Origin of the sequence: Ruoffia sp. FAM 20857 (assembly GCF_045528645.1) — a bacterium.
Classification (GTDB): Bacteria; Bacillota; Bacilli; order Lactobacillales; family Aerococcaceae; genus Ruoffia; species Ruoffia halotolerans.
This window is the reverse complement of the sequence record NZ_JBGQRB010000048.1, coordinates 1-15,067: the sequence shown is the minus strand read 5'-3', so window position 1 is coordinate 15,067 and position 15,067 is coordinate 1. Positions and strand designations below refer to the sequence as shown.

14 protein-coding genes and 2 pseudogenes are annotated in these 15,067 nt (G+C 34.4%); 14 read left to right on the top strand and 2 right to left on the bottom strand.

The window, feature by feature from the left end; translation table 11 throughout:
* The first annotated feature begins 225 nt into the window (after positions 1 to 225).
* Positions 226 to 1,392, top strand: a complete 1,167-nt coding sequence (locus ACEN4N_RS09720; protein ID WP_407090933.1) for an ABC transporter substrate-binding protein — start codon at positions 226 to 228, stop codon at positions 1,390 to 1,392.
* Between the two features lie 69 nt (positions 1,393 to 1,461).
* Here ACEN4N_RS09720 and ACEN4N_RS09715 read toward each other — a convergent pair whose 3' ends face one another.
* Positions 1,462 to 2,271, bottom strand: a complete 810-nt coding sequence (locus tag ACEN4N_RS09715) for a Cof-type HAD-IIB family hydrolase (protein ID WP_407090932.1) — start codon at positions 2,269 to 2,271, stop codon at positions 1,462 to 1,464.
* 136 nt (positions 2,272 to 2,407) lie between these two features.
* Between ACEN4N_RS09715 and ACEN4N_RS09710 the strand changes: the two genes are divergently transcribed.
* From ACEN4N_RS09710 to ACEN4N_RS09685, 6 genes and pseudogenes are all read left to right on the top strand, one after another.
* Positions 2,408 to 3,247, top strand: a complete 840-nt coding sequence (locus tag ACEN4N_RS09710; protein ID WP_407094153.1) for an alpha/beta fold hydrolase — start codon at positions 2,408 to 2,410, stop codon at positions 3,245 to 3,247.
* Between the two features lie 589 nt (positions 3,248 to 3,836).
* Positions 3,837 to 4,391 (top strand): annotated as a pseudogene (locus ACEN4N_RS09705) (glycoside hydrolase family 3 N-terminal domain-containing protein); the annotation flags it as partial.
* A gap of 38 nt (positions 4,392 to 4,429) precedes the next feature.
* Complete coding sequence (locus ACEN4N_RS09700) at positions 4,430 to 4,912, top strand: hypothetical protein (RefSeq protein ID WP_407094152.1); 483 nt, start codon at positions 4,430 to 4,432, stop codon at positions 4,910 to 4,912.
* Positions 4,909 to 5,223 carry a hypothetical protein gene (locus tag ACEN4N_RS09695; protein WP_407094151.1) on the top strand — a complete coding sequence of 105 codons (315 nt, stop codon included), beginning with the start codon at positions 4,909 to 4,911 and terminating at the stop codon, positions 5,221 to 5,223. The genes ACEN4N_RS09700 and ACEN4N_RS09695 overlap by 4 nt, the downstream gene beginning before the upstream one ends.
* A gap of 108 nt (positions 5,224 to 5,331) precedes the next feature.
* The gene (locus tag ACEN4N_RS09690) at positions 5,332 to 6,183 is read left to right on the top strand and encodes an alpha/beta hydrolase (protein ID WP_407094150.1); all 852 of its coding nucleotides are present in this window, start codon (positions 5,332 to 5,334) and stop codon (positions 6,181 to 6,183) included.
* 181 nt (positions 6,184 to 6,364) lie between these two features.
* Complete coding sequence (locus tag ACEN4N_RS09685) at positions 6,365 to 6,682, top strand: hypothetical protein (RefSeq protein WP_407094149.1); 318 nt, start codon at positions 6,365 to 6,367, stop codon at positions 6,680 to 6,682.
* Between the two features lie 44 nt (positions 6,683 to 6,726).
* On the opposite strand, the gene ACEN4N_RS09680 is transcribed toward ACEN4N_RS09685, so the two are convergent.
* Positions 6,727 to 7,239, bottom strand: a complete 513-nt coding sequence (locus ACEN4N_RS09680; RefSeq protein WP_407094148.1) for a type 1 glutamine amidotransferase domain-containing protein — start codon at positions 7,237 to 7,239, stop codon at positions 6,727 to 6,729.
* A gap of 157 nt (positions 7,240 to 7,396) precedes the next feature.
* Here ACEN4N_RS09680 and mgsA point away from each other — a divergent pair, with 157 nt between their 5' ends.
* The 7 genes and pseudogenes from mgsA to ACEN4N_RS09645 all read left to right on the top strand — a co-directional run bounded on the left by mgsA (position 7,397) and on the right by ACEN4N_RS09645 (position 14,880).
* Positions 7,397 to 7,819 (top strand): methylglyoxal synthase, encoded by a 423-nt coding sequence (gene mgsA / locus ACEN4N_RS09675; protein ID WP_407094147.1) that lies wholly within the window; start codon positions 7,397 to 7,399, stop codon positions 7,817 to 7,819.
* Between the two features lie 24 nt (positions 7,820 to 7,843).
* Positions 7,844 to 8,420 (top strand): annotated as a pseudogene (locus tag ACEN4N_RS09670) (xanthine phosphoribosyltransferase).
* A 124-nt stretch (positions 8,421 to 8,544) separates the two neighbouring features.
* Entirely contained in the window at positions 8,545 to 11,151 is a 2,607-nt protein-coding gene (gene clpB, locus ACEN4N_RS09665) for an ATP-dependent chaperone ClpB (RefSeq protein ID WP_407094146.1), read from the top strand.
* Between the two features lie 149 nt (positions 11,152 to 11,300).
* Entirely contained in the window at positions 11,301 to 12,497 is a 1,197-nt protein-coding gene (locus ACEN4N_RS09660) for an AI-2E family transporter (RefSeq protein WP_407094145.1), read from the top strand.
* Positions 12,498 to 12,594: 97 nt separating this feature from the next.
* The gene (locus ACEN4N_RS09655; protein WP_407094144.1) at positions 12,595 to 13,188 is read left to right on the top strand and encodes an NfeD family protein; all 594 of its coding nucleotides are present in this window, start codon (positions 12,595 to 12,597) and stop codon (positions 13,186 to 13,188) included.
* 1 nt (position 13,189) lies between these two features.
* Positions 13,190 to 14,206, top strand: a complete 1,017-nt coding sequence (gene floA, locus ACEN4N_RS09650) for a flotillin-like protein FloA (protein WP_138404895.1) — start codon at positions 13,190 to 13,192, stop codon at positions 14,204 to 14,206.
* Positions 14,206 to 14,880, top strand: coding sequence for a hypothetical protein (locus ACEN4N_RS09645; protein WP_407090913.1), 675 nt, complete (start codon positions 14,206 to 14,208; stop codon positions 14,878 to 14,880). Before floA ends, ACEN4N_RS09645 begins: the two co-directional genes overlap by 1 nt.
* The last annotated feature ends 187 nt before the right edge of the window (positions 14,881 to 15,067 follow it).

Below are 15,067 nucleotides of genomic sequence, written 5' to 3'. Positions count from 1 at the left end.
TGAGACTAAAAAGTTTTTCTTTAGCTTAGAAAATCGATTAAAATATTTTAATTTCGATAAAGTGATCCAAAATTGAAAAATAACGACTAGAATAACTCAATATTTAAAAGTATGAATTATTCAGGATTAAGTAGATATGTTAAGTTTAGGAATAGACCTGAATTAGATTTTAGAAAATCTAGTTTAGGTCTTTTTTGTAAAAATTAAAAAGAATGGAGAATTATTATGAAACTTAGAAAAATCGGATTAACATTATTATCGGGATTATTACTTTCAACTACAGCTCTTGCACCTTCAGTGGCTTTTGCTCAAGATAGTATCATTATTGGTGGGAATTTAGAATTAACTGGGAATGCTGCTGCTTATGGTTCACCTGCGGCTGATGCAATTAATTTATTTATTCAACAAATTAATGATAATGGGGGTATCCTAGATGGTCGTATGTTAGAGGCAGAAATTATTGATAACCGCTCAGATTTAACAGAATCAGCATCAATCGCGACTCGTTTAGCTGGTAGTGAAGCCGTAGGAATTATTGGACCTACAGCAACAGGTGTAGCAAAAGCAGCTATTCCAATTACTAATGAAGCGGGTATCGCAAACATCTTCGCAGCGACTACAGGTGACGGATTAACATTAGCAGATGATGGATCATTATTGGAGTATATCTTCCGAGTGTGTTTCGAAGACTCATATCAAGGGTTAGCTGCGGGGGCTTATACAGCGAATGAATTAAATTTATCAAAAGCGGTTATCTTAACAGATCAAGCTTTAGACTACTCACTGGCCTTAGCTGATTCTTTCACTGAAACATTCACAGAAAATGGTGGAGAAATCTTAGAAACACAATCATATCAGTCAGGAGATACTGATTTCAAGGCTTTACTCACTTCGTTATTAGGTAAAGATTTCGATGTGTTATACATTCCAGGTTACTATACTGAAACAGGGTTAATTATTAAACAAGCAAGAGAGATGGGGATTACTCAACCAATTATCGGTGGAGATGGCTACCATAGTGATACATTAGTAGATTTAGCAGGGGCTAGTAATGCTACAGATGTATACTTTACAACTCACTTCTCTGAAGAAAGTGATAATCCAAAAGTTCAGGAATTTTTAGCTGATTTTGAGGAAATGTATGGCCGTTCAGCAGACACATTCTCAGCCTTAGGATATGATGCGATTGGTTTGCTTATTGATGCCATTGAAAGAGCGGGATCAACGGATAGAGATGCAATTCGTCAAGCTTTAGAAGAAACTGAAAACTTTGAAGGAATTACAGGAACATTCTCAATGGATGAAAACCATAATCCAACCAAATCTGCTTTAATGTTACGTCTAGAAAATGGAGAAATTGCGGAAGGATTTGAAGCTTCAGCAGGTGAATAAAAACTATAATTGAACAAACTGATAAAAAAATAGGAAGATTGACATTAATATGTCAGCCTTCCTATTATTTTATAGATTGAAATAATTTGCTAAGAAGTGGGCTAGCCCATCTTCATCGTTGGTAAATTCAGTGTGAGTGTCTGCAACACCCTTGATTTCGTCAGTAGCATTCTTCATCGCCACACCTAAACCAGCGTATTGAATCATTTCTAAGTCGTTATTCTCGTCTCCAAAAGCTAAGATATTCTCATTTGGAATGTGATAGAACTTGCTAACTTTATCCACAGCAACAGATTTGTTGATTCCTTGGCGAACGACTTCTAGAATCGGCAAGACGCCACCCCAAGTACGTACAGACACATCGTCACCGTAGCGAGCCATAATTCGATTTTCAATCGTTTTTTGCTTTTCAACGTCACATAGAATAGTTAATGCCGTTGGATTCTGAGTTAAGTTTGCGCGACTTAATTGACTAATTTCGGCTAAATCTTTAGGGAAGAAAGGACTATCCGGCAAATTCATTGATGAAGAAAATAGTCTATCCTTACCTTCAGCAATTAATAAATTGATATCTAAATTATCTTGATTCGCAAATAATTCAAAAGCGATTTCCTTATCCAATTCCTCATGATAGGCAGGTAAGAAGTGTGGCTTTCTTGGATGATGACAATAAGCACCATTAAAGTTTACCATTGGCGAATTGATATTCATTTCATTGTAAATATTGATACTATTTCTATATGGGCGCCCAGTAACAATCATGACGATATGTCCGAGCTCATCAAGCTTTCTTAAAATTTCAATTGTAAATCGAGAAAGTTTTGATTGATTATTTAAAGTTGTGCCATCTAAATCAATGGCAATAAGATGTTGATTCATATAAGAAACTCCTTTCATATATAGTTGATTATACTTAATTATTTTCAATCATACAAATGAATGTTTAAATTGTTTTTTCTTGTCATATTTCTGTACAATATGAGATATAAATAAATATAAATTATGGAGGAATTTTATGCGTCATATTACTAAGTCTTATTATATAAATGAAATACCCGTTATTGAAATTATCGATGCGAATTTAGAAGATAAAGTTGCACCATTAGCTATTTTTTATCATGGATTTACCGGTAGCAAGGACTCGAGTATGACCTTTGGTAATGAAATCGCTAAACGCGGTTTCCGAGTTATTATGCCAGATGCCCAACATCACGGTGAAAGACGTAAGTATGGAGTGGATTTGAATGTGAATGGTATCTTATTTTTTGAAGCTTTGATGAGTAACGTCAAAGAATTTCCAGAGATAGTTCACTATTATCGTTCGAAAGAATTAATCAAAGACGACTTTATAGCGGTAGCAGGTATGTCCATGGGTGGTATGACGACTTCATTAATATTCAAAGCAAATAAAGAAGTCAATGTTTCTGTAGTGTTAATGGGATCGCCTCAACAAATCAAATTTAACGATTGGATTGTTAATCAATATGTGAGTCATGGTGGTGAAATGGATCAATTAGCTCCAAATGCTAAAACAATCTATGAATATATGACCGAATACTTCAAGAAGTATGATTTGGGACTGGATCCAAAAGCTATTAATCATAGACCCCTATTATTCTGGCATTCTAAACAGGATCCAGTTGTCCCATACATCTACGCAGAAGAATTTGTGGAAGCTGCAACAAAAATCCCAGAAGGTAAATATGTTTACTTAAAATTAGACGAACACGGTGCCCATAAAGTACCTTTCATCGAAATGGCAAGGATGGCTGAATTTATTTCTGCTGCTTATAATGAAGAGGTTGAAAATGTTTATGAAGTAGCCGAAGAAAATTTCAATAAACTGTGGGGATAATCACTAAAGAAATTAAATATATCCCAATTTAAGTAAAACGCTTTAATTATTAATTGGAGCGTTTTATTTTACGTGATATTATAAATACATCAGATGATTGGGAGGATTAGCATAAATGAATCTTAAAACAAAAAGTAAACAAATTATTGAAGTCGATGGACTAAAATTTAAAGACTTAAATAACAACGGGGTACTGGATCCATATGAGGACTGAAGATTATCAAGTCGAGAGAGAGCTAAAAACCTTGTTCCATTAATGAATATCGATGAAAAGTTGGTATGTTAATGATTAATAAATTAGGTATGGGGAAAGCGAAAAAAGAAGGCAAAATACAGAAATCTTAGATGAAGTATTTAAAAAAAGCTGATGAAACATCTATGAAGTTACTAGATAAATATCCAACGACTGAAACGATTGAAAAAATACACATGCATCATTTTAACTTAAGAGATAAAAGGTGAAGGCTATAAAACCATTGATTTTTTTGAAAATAAAGTAAAAATGAATGGTTTGGATTCAGATATTCGTAAAGGATACATGTATATGGCTGACGTTGTGACAGATCCAGAATAGCAACGTACTGATGGAACATTTGGAGAAGAACCAGAATTGATTAGTGAAATTATTGCTCGCTTGATTAAAGGATTCCAGGGAGAGGAACTTAATGAAGACTCAATTGCACTAACAATCAAACACTTCCCAGGTGGTGGAGCAAGAGAGAACGGATTTGATCCACATTATAAATAAGGAAAATGGAACGTATACCGTACTGAAGGTAGTTTAGAAAATTATCATTTACCTCCATTCATCGAAGCTGCGAAACACAATCCAAGTTCGATGATGCCTTATTATTCAGCACCAACTAGTGAGAAAAGCCGTTTCCAAAGCTTTGATGGGGAAGCAATGCCATTTAAAGAAGTTGGAATGACATTTAACCATTACACTTTAAATCATTTATTGCGTGATAAATTAGGATTCACTGGATACAGTAACTCAGATCCAGGAATTATAGGTAAAACTGGTTGGGGTGTCGAAGACTTAACAGTTCTTGGTCGCTTTGCTAAAGCAATTAATGCTGGAACAGATTTAATCATTGGAACAAACCAAGTTAAAGACTTGAAAAAGCTATTTCAACTAACTTAATTTCACCACAAAGAATTGATCAAGCAAATGTGAATGTTTTGAGTGAGATGTTTGATTTAGGCTTATTCGACAACAAAAATTATGTTGGATACCAACCTGTCATGGATGAAGCAACTAAGAGAGAAGCTGAAGAAGCAGCATATCAAGCGCACTTGAAATCAGTGATATTATTAAAAAATAATAATGTATTACCAGTTAGAGGACAAAAACTATTCGTTAAAGCGTTTGGTAGAGGTGAAGAAGAAACTGAAAAATACCAAGAACTTCTATTAAAAAATGTGAAGGCATTAAATATCGAAATTATTGAGGATTATAAAGAAGCTGACATTGCAGCGTTATTCCTATACCCATTAAGTGGTTCATACTTTGATGCGACACCTGGTTTATTAGAATTAGAAATCTGTGAAGATAAGACGAATATTGCACTGAATGGCGACACTTATAAAAAAACAACTTTAAGTAATTTCTATGAATTAAATAAAATCGTAGGCTACATGAACGAAAACGGCAAAAAGTTGTGACATCAGTGAATATGATCTTGCCTTGGATTTTAGAGAATATTGAGAAGAAATCAGAAGCCTTACTTGTTGGTTATGATACATTCCCTGGAGCAGTGCTTGAAGTGATCCTCGGTCAATTCTCTCCAATTGGGAAACTACCTTTAACATTACCTAAGAATAGTAAAGTTATTGGAGTGGATGAATACGGCGTTTCAATTTCACGTAACGACGTACCAGGTTACGATAAAGATAAGTATATGCGTGAAGGAATGACTTATGCTTACGTTGATCAAGCAGGGAATGAATACCGAAGCGGCTTTGGTTTAAATTAATAGCATTTAATATTTTCCATAGAAAGTGCTTATCTTTTACTTAATACGTTAAAACGTTATAATGTAAATGAACTTAAAGATGAGATATGGGGTGAGTAGGTGGAGCCAATGTTTTGGAAACGAACGGAAGATTATTACTATTTAAAATTAGAAACTCATTATTTAGATATACCTTACTATAATCAGAAAAGACGCATCCGTGTGTTATTACCGAAAGATTATAAAAAAGATGTTGATGATGCTTACCCTGTATTGTATATGCATGACGGACAAAATGTATTTTACAGTAAAGAGGCATTTGTGGGTCATTCTTGGAAAGTTATTCCCACAATAAAAAATAATTTAGATTTACCTAGAATGATTATTGTTGCAGTAGATAATGCTAGTGAAAATCGATTGAATGAATATTCGCCATGGCCATCGGATCAAACGAAGACTGAAGAATTTCAGGATGTCGGTGGAGATGGGGCATTACATGCTGACTGGTTTGTTAACGAATTAAAACCCTTTATTGATAACAATTATCGAACACTTCCTGATAGAAAGAATACGTTACTAGCTGGGAGTTCAATGGGGGGCATTATGGCAGCCTATATGGGGAGTAAGTATCCAGAAGTTTTCGGAGTTCTTGGTGTATTCTCCTTAGCGTCATGGTTTAATGAGGAAGAATTTTTATCATTCATCAATGAGCATCCTTTAAACCCAAATACGAAAGTATATATACAAGTAGGAACAAGCGAAGGTGATGATACGGATGCTAATTTTATCGAAGGAAAGATGAATCAGCAATATATAGATTGTAATCTTCGATATTATAATGATTTACTTAAAATGAACCATCCAATCGATAATATTTGGTTACGAATTATGGCAGACGAGGAGCATCATGAATTTTATTGGGCAAGGCATTTTCCAGAATTTTTAAAATTTGCCTTTGAGATTATCGAAGGAGATAATTAATAATATTTTTACTTTAAAATACTGGATTATCTGAAAACTTGCGTTATAATGTAAATCTCTAAGATATTTTAATAAAGGAGTTTTTATAATTAATAAACATCAATTTATAACACATACAATTGAATTAGTTGATGAAACCCATCCTTTGATTGCTCAGTTTCAACTTTCCTTAATGTTGCTAGTGCCAAGTAAGCTTATTGCGACGGATATTCGCACAGGCTTTCCAAACCTAGTTAGTAATGAGCGGATAATTATTGACCAATTTGTTCTGATGCAATTCGAAGATTACAACAATAATATCGATAGTCAAAAACTGAGACCCTTATTATATGCAGATAATTTCCTACAAATTATTGAAGATGATTTATTTAATTATTATCAGACACATGATGAGATAGAATTAATGAGTTGTAATTTGAATTTGTTTACCGATGTAAGATCAAATTCAACCATCAAACTATTTTCATCAAATACCGAAGATACAAGTAAAGATAATTAGCAAAAAAACTCCCTTAACGGGAGTTTTTTCTTTCTATTCAAATATTATGCTAAAGCTTCAACAATCGCTTTGTTAAATGCGTCGATATCTTCGGGTGTACGACTAGAAATGATTCCAGAAGGGTCGATAACGACTGCTTCATCATAGAAGTTAGCACCAGCATTTTTTACATCAATTGCGACTTGTTTCACACTTGTAATGTCTTTACCACGTAGTATATCTGCATTGACTAATAATTGTGGTCCGTGACAGATAGTAAAAATAGGTTTCCGTGCAAAAGCAAATTCTCGAACAAAATCAACGATACGATCGTCTTTTCTTAATTTGTCTGGAGAAAATCCACCTGGAATAAATAAAGCATCATAATCAGCTGACTTCACATCATCAATACTTTTGTCGATTGTAACTTCTGCTTCGCCTTGTTTCCCTTTGGCAGTATGTCCTGCTTCAGGTCCAATTGTTATAACCTCGTGACCTGCTTCTATTAATACATCACGTGGTGAAGTGAATTCAATATCCTCGAATAAGTCTGTTATTACTGTAGCCACTTTTGCCATTAATAAACTCCTCCTTTGAGTATACTACGCACAGTTTAACAAACTGTTGTATAAATGCAATTGATTTGCCTATAGGATTAAGTATACTGAGTGTTTAATAAGAAAGAATATCCAGTATCTGATATAATTAAAATAAAAATGAGGAGGTGTGTTTAAAGTGAAAATAGCTTTAATCGCACATGATAAGAAAAAAGATAATATGGTTAATATCGCGGTAGCTTATCGCCATATTTTGGCAAAACATGAATTGTTTGCTACTGGGACAACAGGTCAAAGAATTATTGAGGCGACAGGTTTAAACGTTCATCGTTATAAATCAGGGCCATTAGGTGGAGACCAACAAATTGGTGCAGCAATCTCAGATGATCGTATGGACTTAGTTTTATTCTTAAGAGATCCTTTAACTGCCCAACCTCATGAACCAGATGTGTCTGCCTTATTACGTCTTTGTGATGTTTACGATATTCCATTAGCTACAAATATGGGGACGGCTGAGATTTTAATTCGTGGATTAGAAAGTGGATTAGTTGATTGGAGACATGTGCGTCAAACTCAAGAACACAAACAAATCGATATTTAATTGATACCACTAGGAGGTATGTGAGTGAATAATTTAAAACAAATGGTATTGGATCATGGAAAAGTTTATCCTGGAAATGTCTTAAAAGTTGATTCATTCTTAAATCATCAAATAGATCCACATGTGATAAAAAAGTATTGAAAGCGATTTCTATGGATACTTTAAAAATAAAGGTATTACAAAAGTTTTGACCATTGAATCATCTGGAATTGCACCAGCTTTAATGGTCGCCTATCGTTTAGCTGTTCCAATGTTATTCGCCAAGAAAGCTTTACCGATCACAATTAAATCAGAAGATAAATATGAAACTCTGGTTCATTCATATACAAAGAACACATCAAGTAACGTGTTTATATCAAAAGAATATCTTGATAAAGATGATAAAGTATTGATTATAGACGATTTTCTAGCTAATGGTGAGGCTGCAGCGGGGTTAGTAGATTTAATTGAGCAAAGTGGGGCTGAAACGGTTGGCATAGGTATATGTATTGAGAAATCTTTCCAACCCGGTAGAGAAAGATTAGAAGAAGCTGGATACGATGTTTATTCAATTTGTCGTATTAAATCATTAAGTGACGGAAAGATTGAATTTTATGAATAAAAAAAGGAAAAAAATATTTGACCTTTACTGACCAATGGTATATAATAAATATAGCCTCAAGAGGGGCTTATACTTATACAAAAAAACATTGATCAATTTTGACCAATAGAAAGGCTGTGTAAATATGATTGATAAATTAACAACCACTATGCAACAAACAATTGGTGAGGCACAGCAAGTAGCCATAACACGGCAACATCAACAAATAGAGATTGCACATTTATGGTTAATTATGCTACAAGCAGACCATTTTGCTTATAAATTATATAGTGAACAAAATATCCCTATGAATCAATTTGTTCGTCTTGTTGAAGATGAAATTGATAAAATTTCCCAAGTGAGTGGGAGTAACATACAATATGGACAAGGTATTAGTCAGAATTTAAACCGACTACTACAAGATGCAACAACCATTGCAGCGGAATATAATGACGAATATCTATCAACAGAAATCATTCTGTTGGCTTTATATAAACAAAAACATAATCCAATTGTTAAATTTTTAATAGATAATGGCTTAACTGAGCAAAAATTTAAAGAAAGAATTGAAGAATTGAGAGGAGGAAATCGTGTGACATCTCAAAATCAAGAAGAAACATATGAATCTCTAGAGAAATATGCAATCAACTTAAACGAAGCCGTTAAATCAAATAAAATGGATCCAATCATTGGACGTGATGAAGAAATTCGTGATGTAATTCGAATTTTATCACGTAAATCTAAAAATAATCCAATCTTAATTGGGGACCCAGGTGTAGGTAAAACAGCGATTGTTGAAGGACTAGCACAAAGAATCGTTCGCAATGATGTACCTGAAAACTTAAAAGAAAAAACACTTTATTCTTTAGATATGGGTGCATTGATAGCCGGAGCAAAATATCGTGGAGAGTTTGAAGAACGCTTAAAAGCGGTATTAAAAGAAGTGAAAGATGCAGAAGGGCAAATACTTCTATTCATTGATGAAATTCATACAATTGTAGGTGCAGGTAAAACTGAAGGTTCAATGGATGCAGGGAATCTCTTAAAACCGATGTTAGCTCGTGGTGAATTACACTGTATCGGTGCAACGACACTTGATGAATATCGACAAAACTTTGAAAAAGATAAAGCATTAGAAAGACGCTTCCAAAGAGTGATGGTTAATGAACCAAATGTTGAAGACACTATCTCAATATTACGTGGTCTAAAAGAACGTTATGAGATTCACCATGGTGTGAATATCCATGATAATGCTCTAGTGGCAGCAGCAACACTTTCAAACCGTTATATTACTGATCGTTTCTTACCAGACAAAGCGCTCGACTTAGTGGATGAAGCTTGTGCAACAATTCGTATGGAATTAAATTCGGTTCCACTAGAAATTGACCAAGTAAATCGTCGTTTAATGACTTTAGAAATTGAAGAAGAAGCATTGAAAAAAGAAGACGACGAGGCAAGTAAACGACGTTTAGAGATTCTTCGCGAAGAATTAGCGAACTTACGAGAAGAAGCGAATGATTTGAAAGCACGTTGGGATATTGAAAAAGAAGAAACTAATAAGTTACGTGATAAACGTGAACAATTAGATCAAGCCCGTCATGACTTAGAAGATGCAGAATCTGAATATAATTTAGAAAAAGCGGCTGAATTAAGACATGGAATTATTCCTGAATTGGAGAAAGAATTAGCAGAAATCGAGAATGAACATGTTGAAACAGAAGTACAAAGTCGTTTAACACAAGAATCAGTAACTGATGCAGAAATTGCTAAAGTTGTTGGCCGTTTAACTGGTATTCCAGTGAACAAAATTGTCGAAGGTGAACGAGAAAAATTATTGCATCTTGATGACGTTTTACATAGAAGAGTCATTGGTCAAGATGAAGCCGTTCGACTTGTTCATGAAGCAGTGCTTAGATCACGAGCTGGAATTCAAGATCCGAATCGCCCAATTGGCTCGTTCCTATTCTTAGGACCAACGGGTGTTGGTAAAACAGAATTAGCTAAAGCACTTGCTGTGGCATTATTCGATTCTGAAGACCATATGGTCCGACTTGACATGAGTGAGTATATGGAGAAACATACGGTGTCTAGATTAGTGGGTGCCCCTCCAGGATACATTGGACATGATGAAGGTGGACAACTGACTGAGGCTGTTCGTAGAAATCCGTACACTATCATTCTATTGGATGAGGTGGAAAAAGCCCATCCAGATGTTTTCAATATATTACTTCAAGTATTGGATGATGGTCGATTGACCGATTCGAAAGGACGCGTTGTAGACTTCAAAAATACTGTCATAATAATGACAAGTAATATCGGGTCACACTTACTACTTGAAGGAGTAGAAGATAATGGCGAAATATCTCCAGAAACTGAAAATCAAGTAAATCAATTACTGCGTCAACAATTCAAACCAGAATTCTTAAATCGTATTGATGATACTGTTCTTTTCTCTCCCCTAACTTTAGACAATATGAGTGGAATTGTACTCAAAATGATTGAAAACCTTTCAAATAGATTGGCAGACCAACAAATAAAATTAGAAGTGACTGAATCAGCAACTCAATGGCTTGCTGAACAAGGTTACGATCCTATTTACGGAGCGAGACCTTTACAACGCTTCATAATGAAAGAATTAGAAACACCATTAGCTAAAGAAATTGTAGCAGGAAATGTATTACCAAATTCTGTGATTACTGTTGATGAAAGTGAAGGACAACTTACCTTTAACAGTACCGAAGCTATGGTATAACAGAAAAATGATTAAACCAGCGTATTGAAAAATGCGTTGGTTTTTTGTTTAGTTACATTTAACTATTACTGTATACCATACAATTGGTAATATGACTATATTGGAAAAAATAAATATGTTATATTAAAAGAATATAACGGAGGTGAAATATGAACAAAGTAAAAAAATATCGTTTTGATATTATTAAATATTTGTTTATAGCAGGTTTAATTGTATTGGCCATTGTTAATTTCGACAGACTAAAAAACATTTTTAGTTATTTATTGACAATTTCAATGCCAATTATTTTAGGTTTTATTATTGCCTATGTACTGAATATCCCGATGGTGATGTTGGAGAAACTGTATTTTCCCAATAGTGACAGTATTGTTATTAAAAAGACACGCAGACCAGTGAGTATTTTAGTATCTATAATAATAATTACTATCGTTTTGATTTTTATTTTGAATTTAGTGATTCCTCAATTGATATCAGTCTTTGGCCGAATTATTGAAATAATTCCACTCTTAGCGAATGGAATTCAAAACTGGGTGATAGAGAATGAAGAGATATTTCCCCCATTAGCTGAGTTTGTCGAAACTTTTCAAATTGATTGGCAAAATATCGTCACAAATATGATTTCTATTGCGAATCGTTTTACGACTAATATTATTGAGACAACACTTTCAACAGTGGGCTCTGTCTTTAGTATCGTTGTAAATTTATTTCTTTCATTGATGATTTCTCTTTATGTATTAATGTCTAAAGAGACTTTAGGGAGACAGTTTAGAATCATATCAGAAACATATCTACCTGAAAGAGGACATAAAGGACTAATGTATGTGTTAGAAGTAACTGATTTTTCTTTCCGACATTTTATCACAGGAGAGGTATTGGAAGCTTTAATACTTGGCTCACTTGTGACGGTTGGTATGTGGATTTTCCAATTTCCATATGCTTCAATGATCGGAGCATTGACGGGAGTAACAGCACTAATACCTGTATTAGGGGCATATATTTCTGGAGCCATTGGATTTATTATGATTTTCGTTGATTCCCCAATTCAAGCGTTAACTTTCTTAGTCTTTATTATTGTTATACAACAATTAGAGGGAAATCTCATTTACCCTCGTGTAGTAGGTGGATCGATTGGACTCCCGGGCTTGTGGGTATTAATATCAATAACAATCGGTGGCGGATTATTAGGGATTTGGGGAATGCTTTTGGCTGTTCCATTAGTTTCGACTTTGTTTAAGCTATTAAAAAATGACATAGAATACAGAAGGAATAATAGATATCAAGAGCAAGAGTATGTTGATGTCGTTGAAGAAATAAACGAATCGGATGAACTAAAAGTTAACGATTAGTAATTTAGTAACCGGTCAATATTTTACTGATATTTCATAGATATTTCTTCGGAAATCCTTATATTAGTGGTATAATGATTATGAGAGGAGGGTAAATATGATTGCAAGTTTATTAATAGGTATGTTGTTACTTAGCTTATGTCTATTTTACAGTCCCAAATGGCTGTACTTAGGATTAGCAGTAATAGCATATGGTTTTTATTTTGGAATGCCAGGTCAAAACTTACTCGTGTTCATAATTTTCTTACTAGGTATACTTATGTTAATTGTGGAGTTTTATGTTCCTGATTTCGGTATTATTGGTATGTTTGGTTTATTAGCCATAAGTATTTCTCTTTATATGCACTTAAACGACATCGGTGATGTAGTATTAACATTGTTAGCAATGATACTTGTGAGTGCGATTGGAATTTTTGTCCCAATAAAATTAGGTAAAGATTTAGCTATTAGTAATGGTTTTGTACTTGGGACTTCTTCTGAAAAAGAAAAAGGATACTCGAGTCATAAAGATTTTACATTTTTATTGGGTGAAAAGGGTGTCACAGTCACAGCGCTTAGACCTGTCGGACGTGGTGAGTTCGATGGGGAGTATTATGAGGTTGTTAGTTCTGAGGACATGATTCAAAGTGGGACACCAATTTTTGTTTCAAAAGTTGAAGGCGCAAAAATTTACGTAAGAAAGGAAATATAATATGAATAATTTTCAAAATAATGATTTTGAGGTGTCGTCTCTAATTTCGATAGGTATTATTATTGTTATTTTAATAATACTAATTTCTTTATTCTTTAGATTCGTACCCGTAGGCTTATGGGTTACAGCTTATTTCTCAGGTGCTAAAGTTTCAATCGGTAACCTAGTAGGTATGAGATTACGTCGGGTTCAACCGTCAGAGATTGTACGACCACTAATTAAAGCAACAAAAGCTGGACTTACATTAGATACGAACCAATTAGAGGCGCATCACTTGGCCGGTGGGAATGTCAACTTAGTTGTCGATGCACTGATCGCCGCTCAAAGAGCGAACATTGATTTGGTATTTGAACAAGCTGCAGCGATTGACTTAGCTGGACGTAATGTATTTGAAGCTGTACAAGTTTCAGTAAATCCGAAAGTAATTGAAACGCCACTTATTTCTGCCGTTGCAATGAATGGTATTGAAGTAAGAGCGAAAGCTAAAGTAACAGTTCGAGCTAATATCGAACGACTCGTGGGTGGTGCTGGTGAAGAAACAATTATTGCCCGTATTGGTGAAGGGATTGTAACGACTGTTGGTAGTTCAGAAAGTCATTCAAAAGTCCTTGAGAATCCAGATTCCATCTCACAAACAATTCTACGTAAAGGGTTAGACTCAGGTACTGCCTTTGAAATTCTATCCATTGATATTGCCGACGTGGATGTTGGACGTAACATTGGCGCGAAACTTCAAGCGGATCAAGCGATTGCTGATAAAAACGTTGCACAAGCTAAAGCCGAGGAGCGTAGAGCGTTTGCAGTTGCAGAAGAGCAAGAAATGGTTGCTGAAGTTCAACGTATGCGTGCGCGTGTGGTTGAAGCTGAAGCTGAAGTACCATTGGCAATGGCAGAAGCTTTCAAAAAAGGAAATCTTGGTGTCATGGATTACTACAACATGAAAAATATAGAATCAGATACATCAATGCGTGATTCGATTGCTAAAGGAACGAATTCATCCGAAGAAGGTAGAGAATAATGAATTTTCTAGTTGGTGTATGGCTAATATATTTATTAGGTTCGTTCTTATTTTCAGTGTTTGCACCAAGAATTAGAAATCAGCATAAGAATTATCAAGATTCAGGGATTGATAATCATGAATCGGTAGAGAAACCCATTACCAAGTCAACAAATAAAGAACAGTTACAACGTAAGTCTGATATTCGAGCTCGAAATGAAAGAGTTCAAGCTATGCGAAAAAGACATAATAATCAGAGTGACAATTCGAAGTTAGTGAAAAACATGTCTTTAAACCAATTAAATAATAGTTTAAAAAAAGCTAATAATGCGCTGAGAAATACTGAAATATCTTCTGAGCAAAGTTTTGAATCACAGGATGATTATCAAGTTGATTTTACAAAAATCGCTGATTATGACAATCCAATTGATCATTCTTATATGGAAGGGGAAAGTCCAGAGCAATATTTAAATGAATTAGAAAATTGGTACGCAGATGCTTCAATTGAAGATGTTTCATGGATGGAACTAGATAATACAAATATCCTCCAAGATGAACATACACAAAAAGCAGCCAGACCTAAAAATCAAACTGTCAATCATATGTATCACTCTATGAGAGATGGGACAAAGCTAAGAGAAATGATGATTTTCAATGAAATTATTAACAAGCCCAAGAGTCTTCGAAATAAATAATTGACATACTAAAGATGCGAACGAAACCAATGTATTTTCGGAATAGTTCGCATTTTTTTAATTTGATGAATTGTAAAATTAAGTGCGACAAATAAAGAAACCCATAACAGGTTCGTGTAAAATGTTAGTAACGACAAAAACATACACACGGAGGTCTGTTATGAGCTACACACATCTTACCATAGAG

Coding starts and splice junctions, on each gene's coding strand:
- ACEN4N_RS09690 (WP_407094150.1), top strand. CDS start 5,332: ATGTTTTGGAAACGAACGGAAGATTATTACTATTTAAAATTAGAAACT.
- floA (WP_138404895.1), top strand. CDS start 13,190: ATGAATAATTTTCAAAATAATGATTTTGAGGTGTCGTCTCTAATTTCG.
- ACEN4N_RS09715 (WP_407090932.1), bottom strand. CDS start 2,271: ATGAATCAACATCTTATTGCCATTGATTTAGATGGCACAACTTTAAAT.
- ACEN4N_RS09710 (WP_407094153.1), top strand. CDS start 2,408: ATGCGTCATATTACTAAGTCTTATTATATAAATGAAATACCCGTTATT.
- clpB (WP_407094146.1), top strand. CDS start 8,545: ATGATTGATAAATTAACAACCACTATGCAACAAACAATTGGTGAGGCA.
- ACEN4N_RS09655 (WP_407094144.1), top strand. CDS start 12,595: ATGATTGCAAGTTTATTAATAGGTATGTTGTTACTTAGCTTATGTCTA.
- ACEN4N_RS09660 (WP_407094145.1), top strand. CDS start 11,301: ATGAACAAAGTAAAAAAATATCGTTTTGATATTATTAAATATTTGTTT.
- ACEN4N_RS09720 (WP_407090933.1), top strand. CDS start 226: ATGAAACTTAGAAAAATCGGATTAACATTATTATCGGGATTATTACTT.
- ACEN4N_RS09680 (WP_407094148.1), bottom strand. CDS start 7,239: ATGGCAAAAGTGGCTACAGTAATAACAGACTTATTCGAGGATATTGAA.
- ACEN4N_RS09645 (WP_407090913.1), top strand. CDS start 14,206: ATGAATTTTCTAGTTGGTGTATGGCTAATATATTTATTAGGTTCGTTC.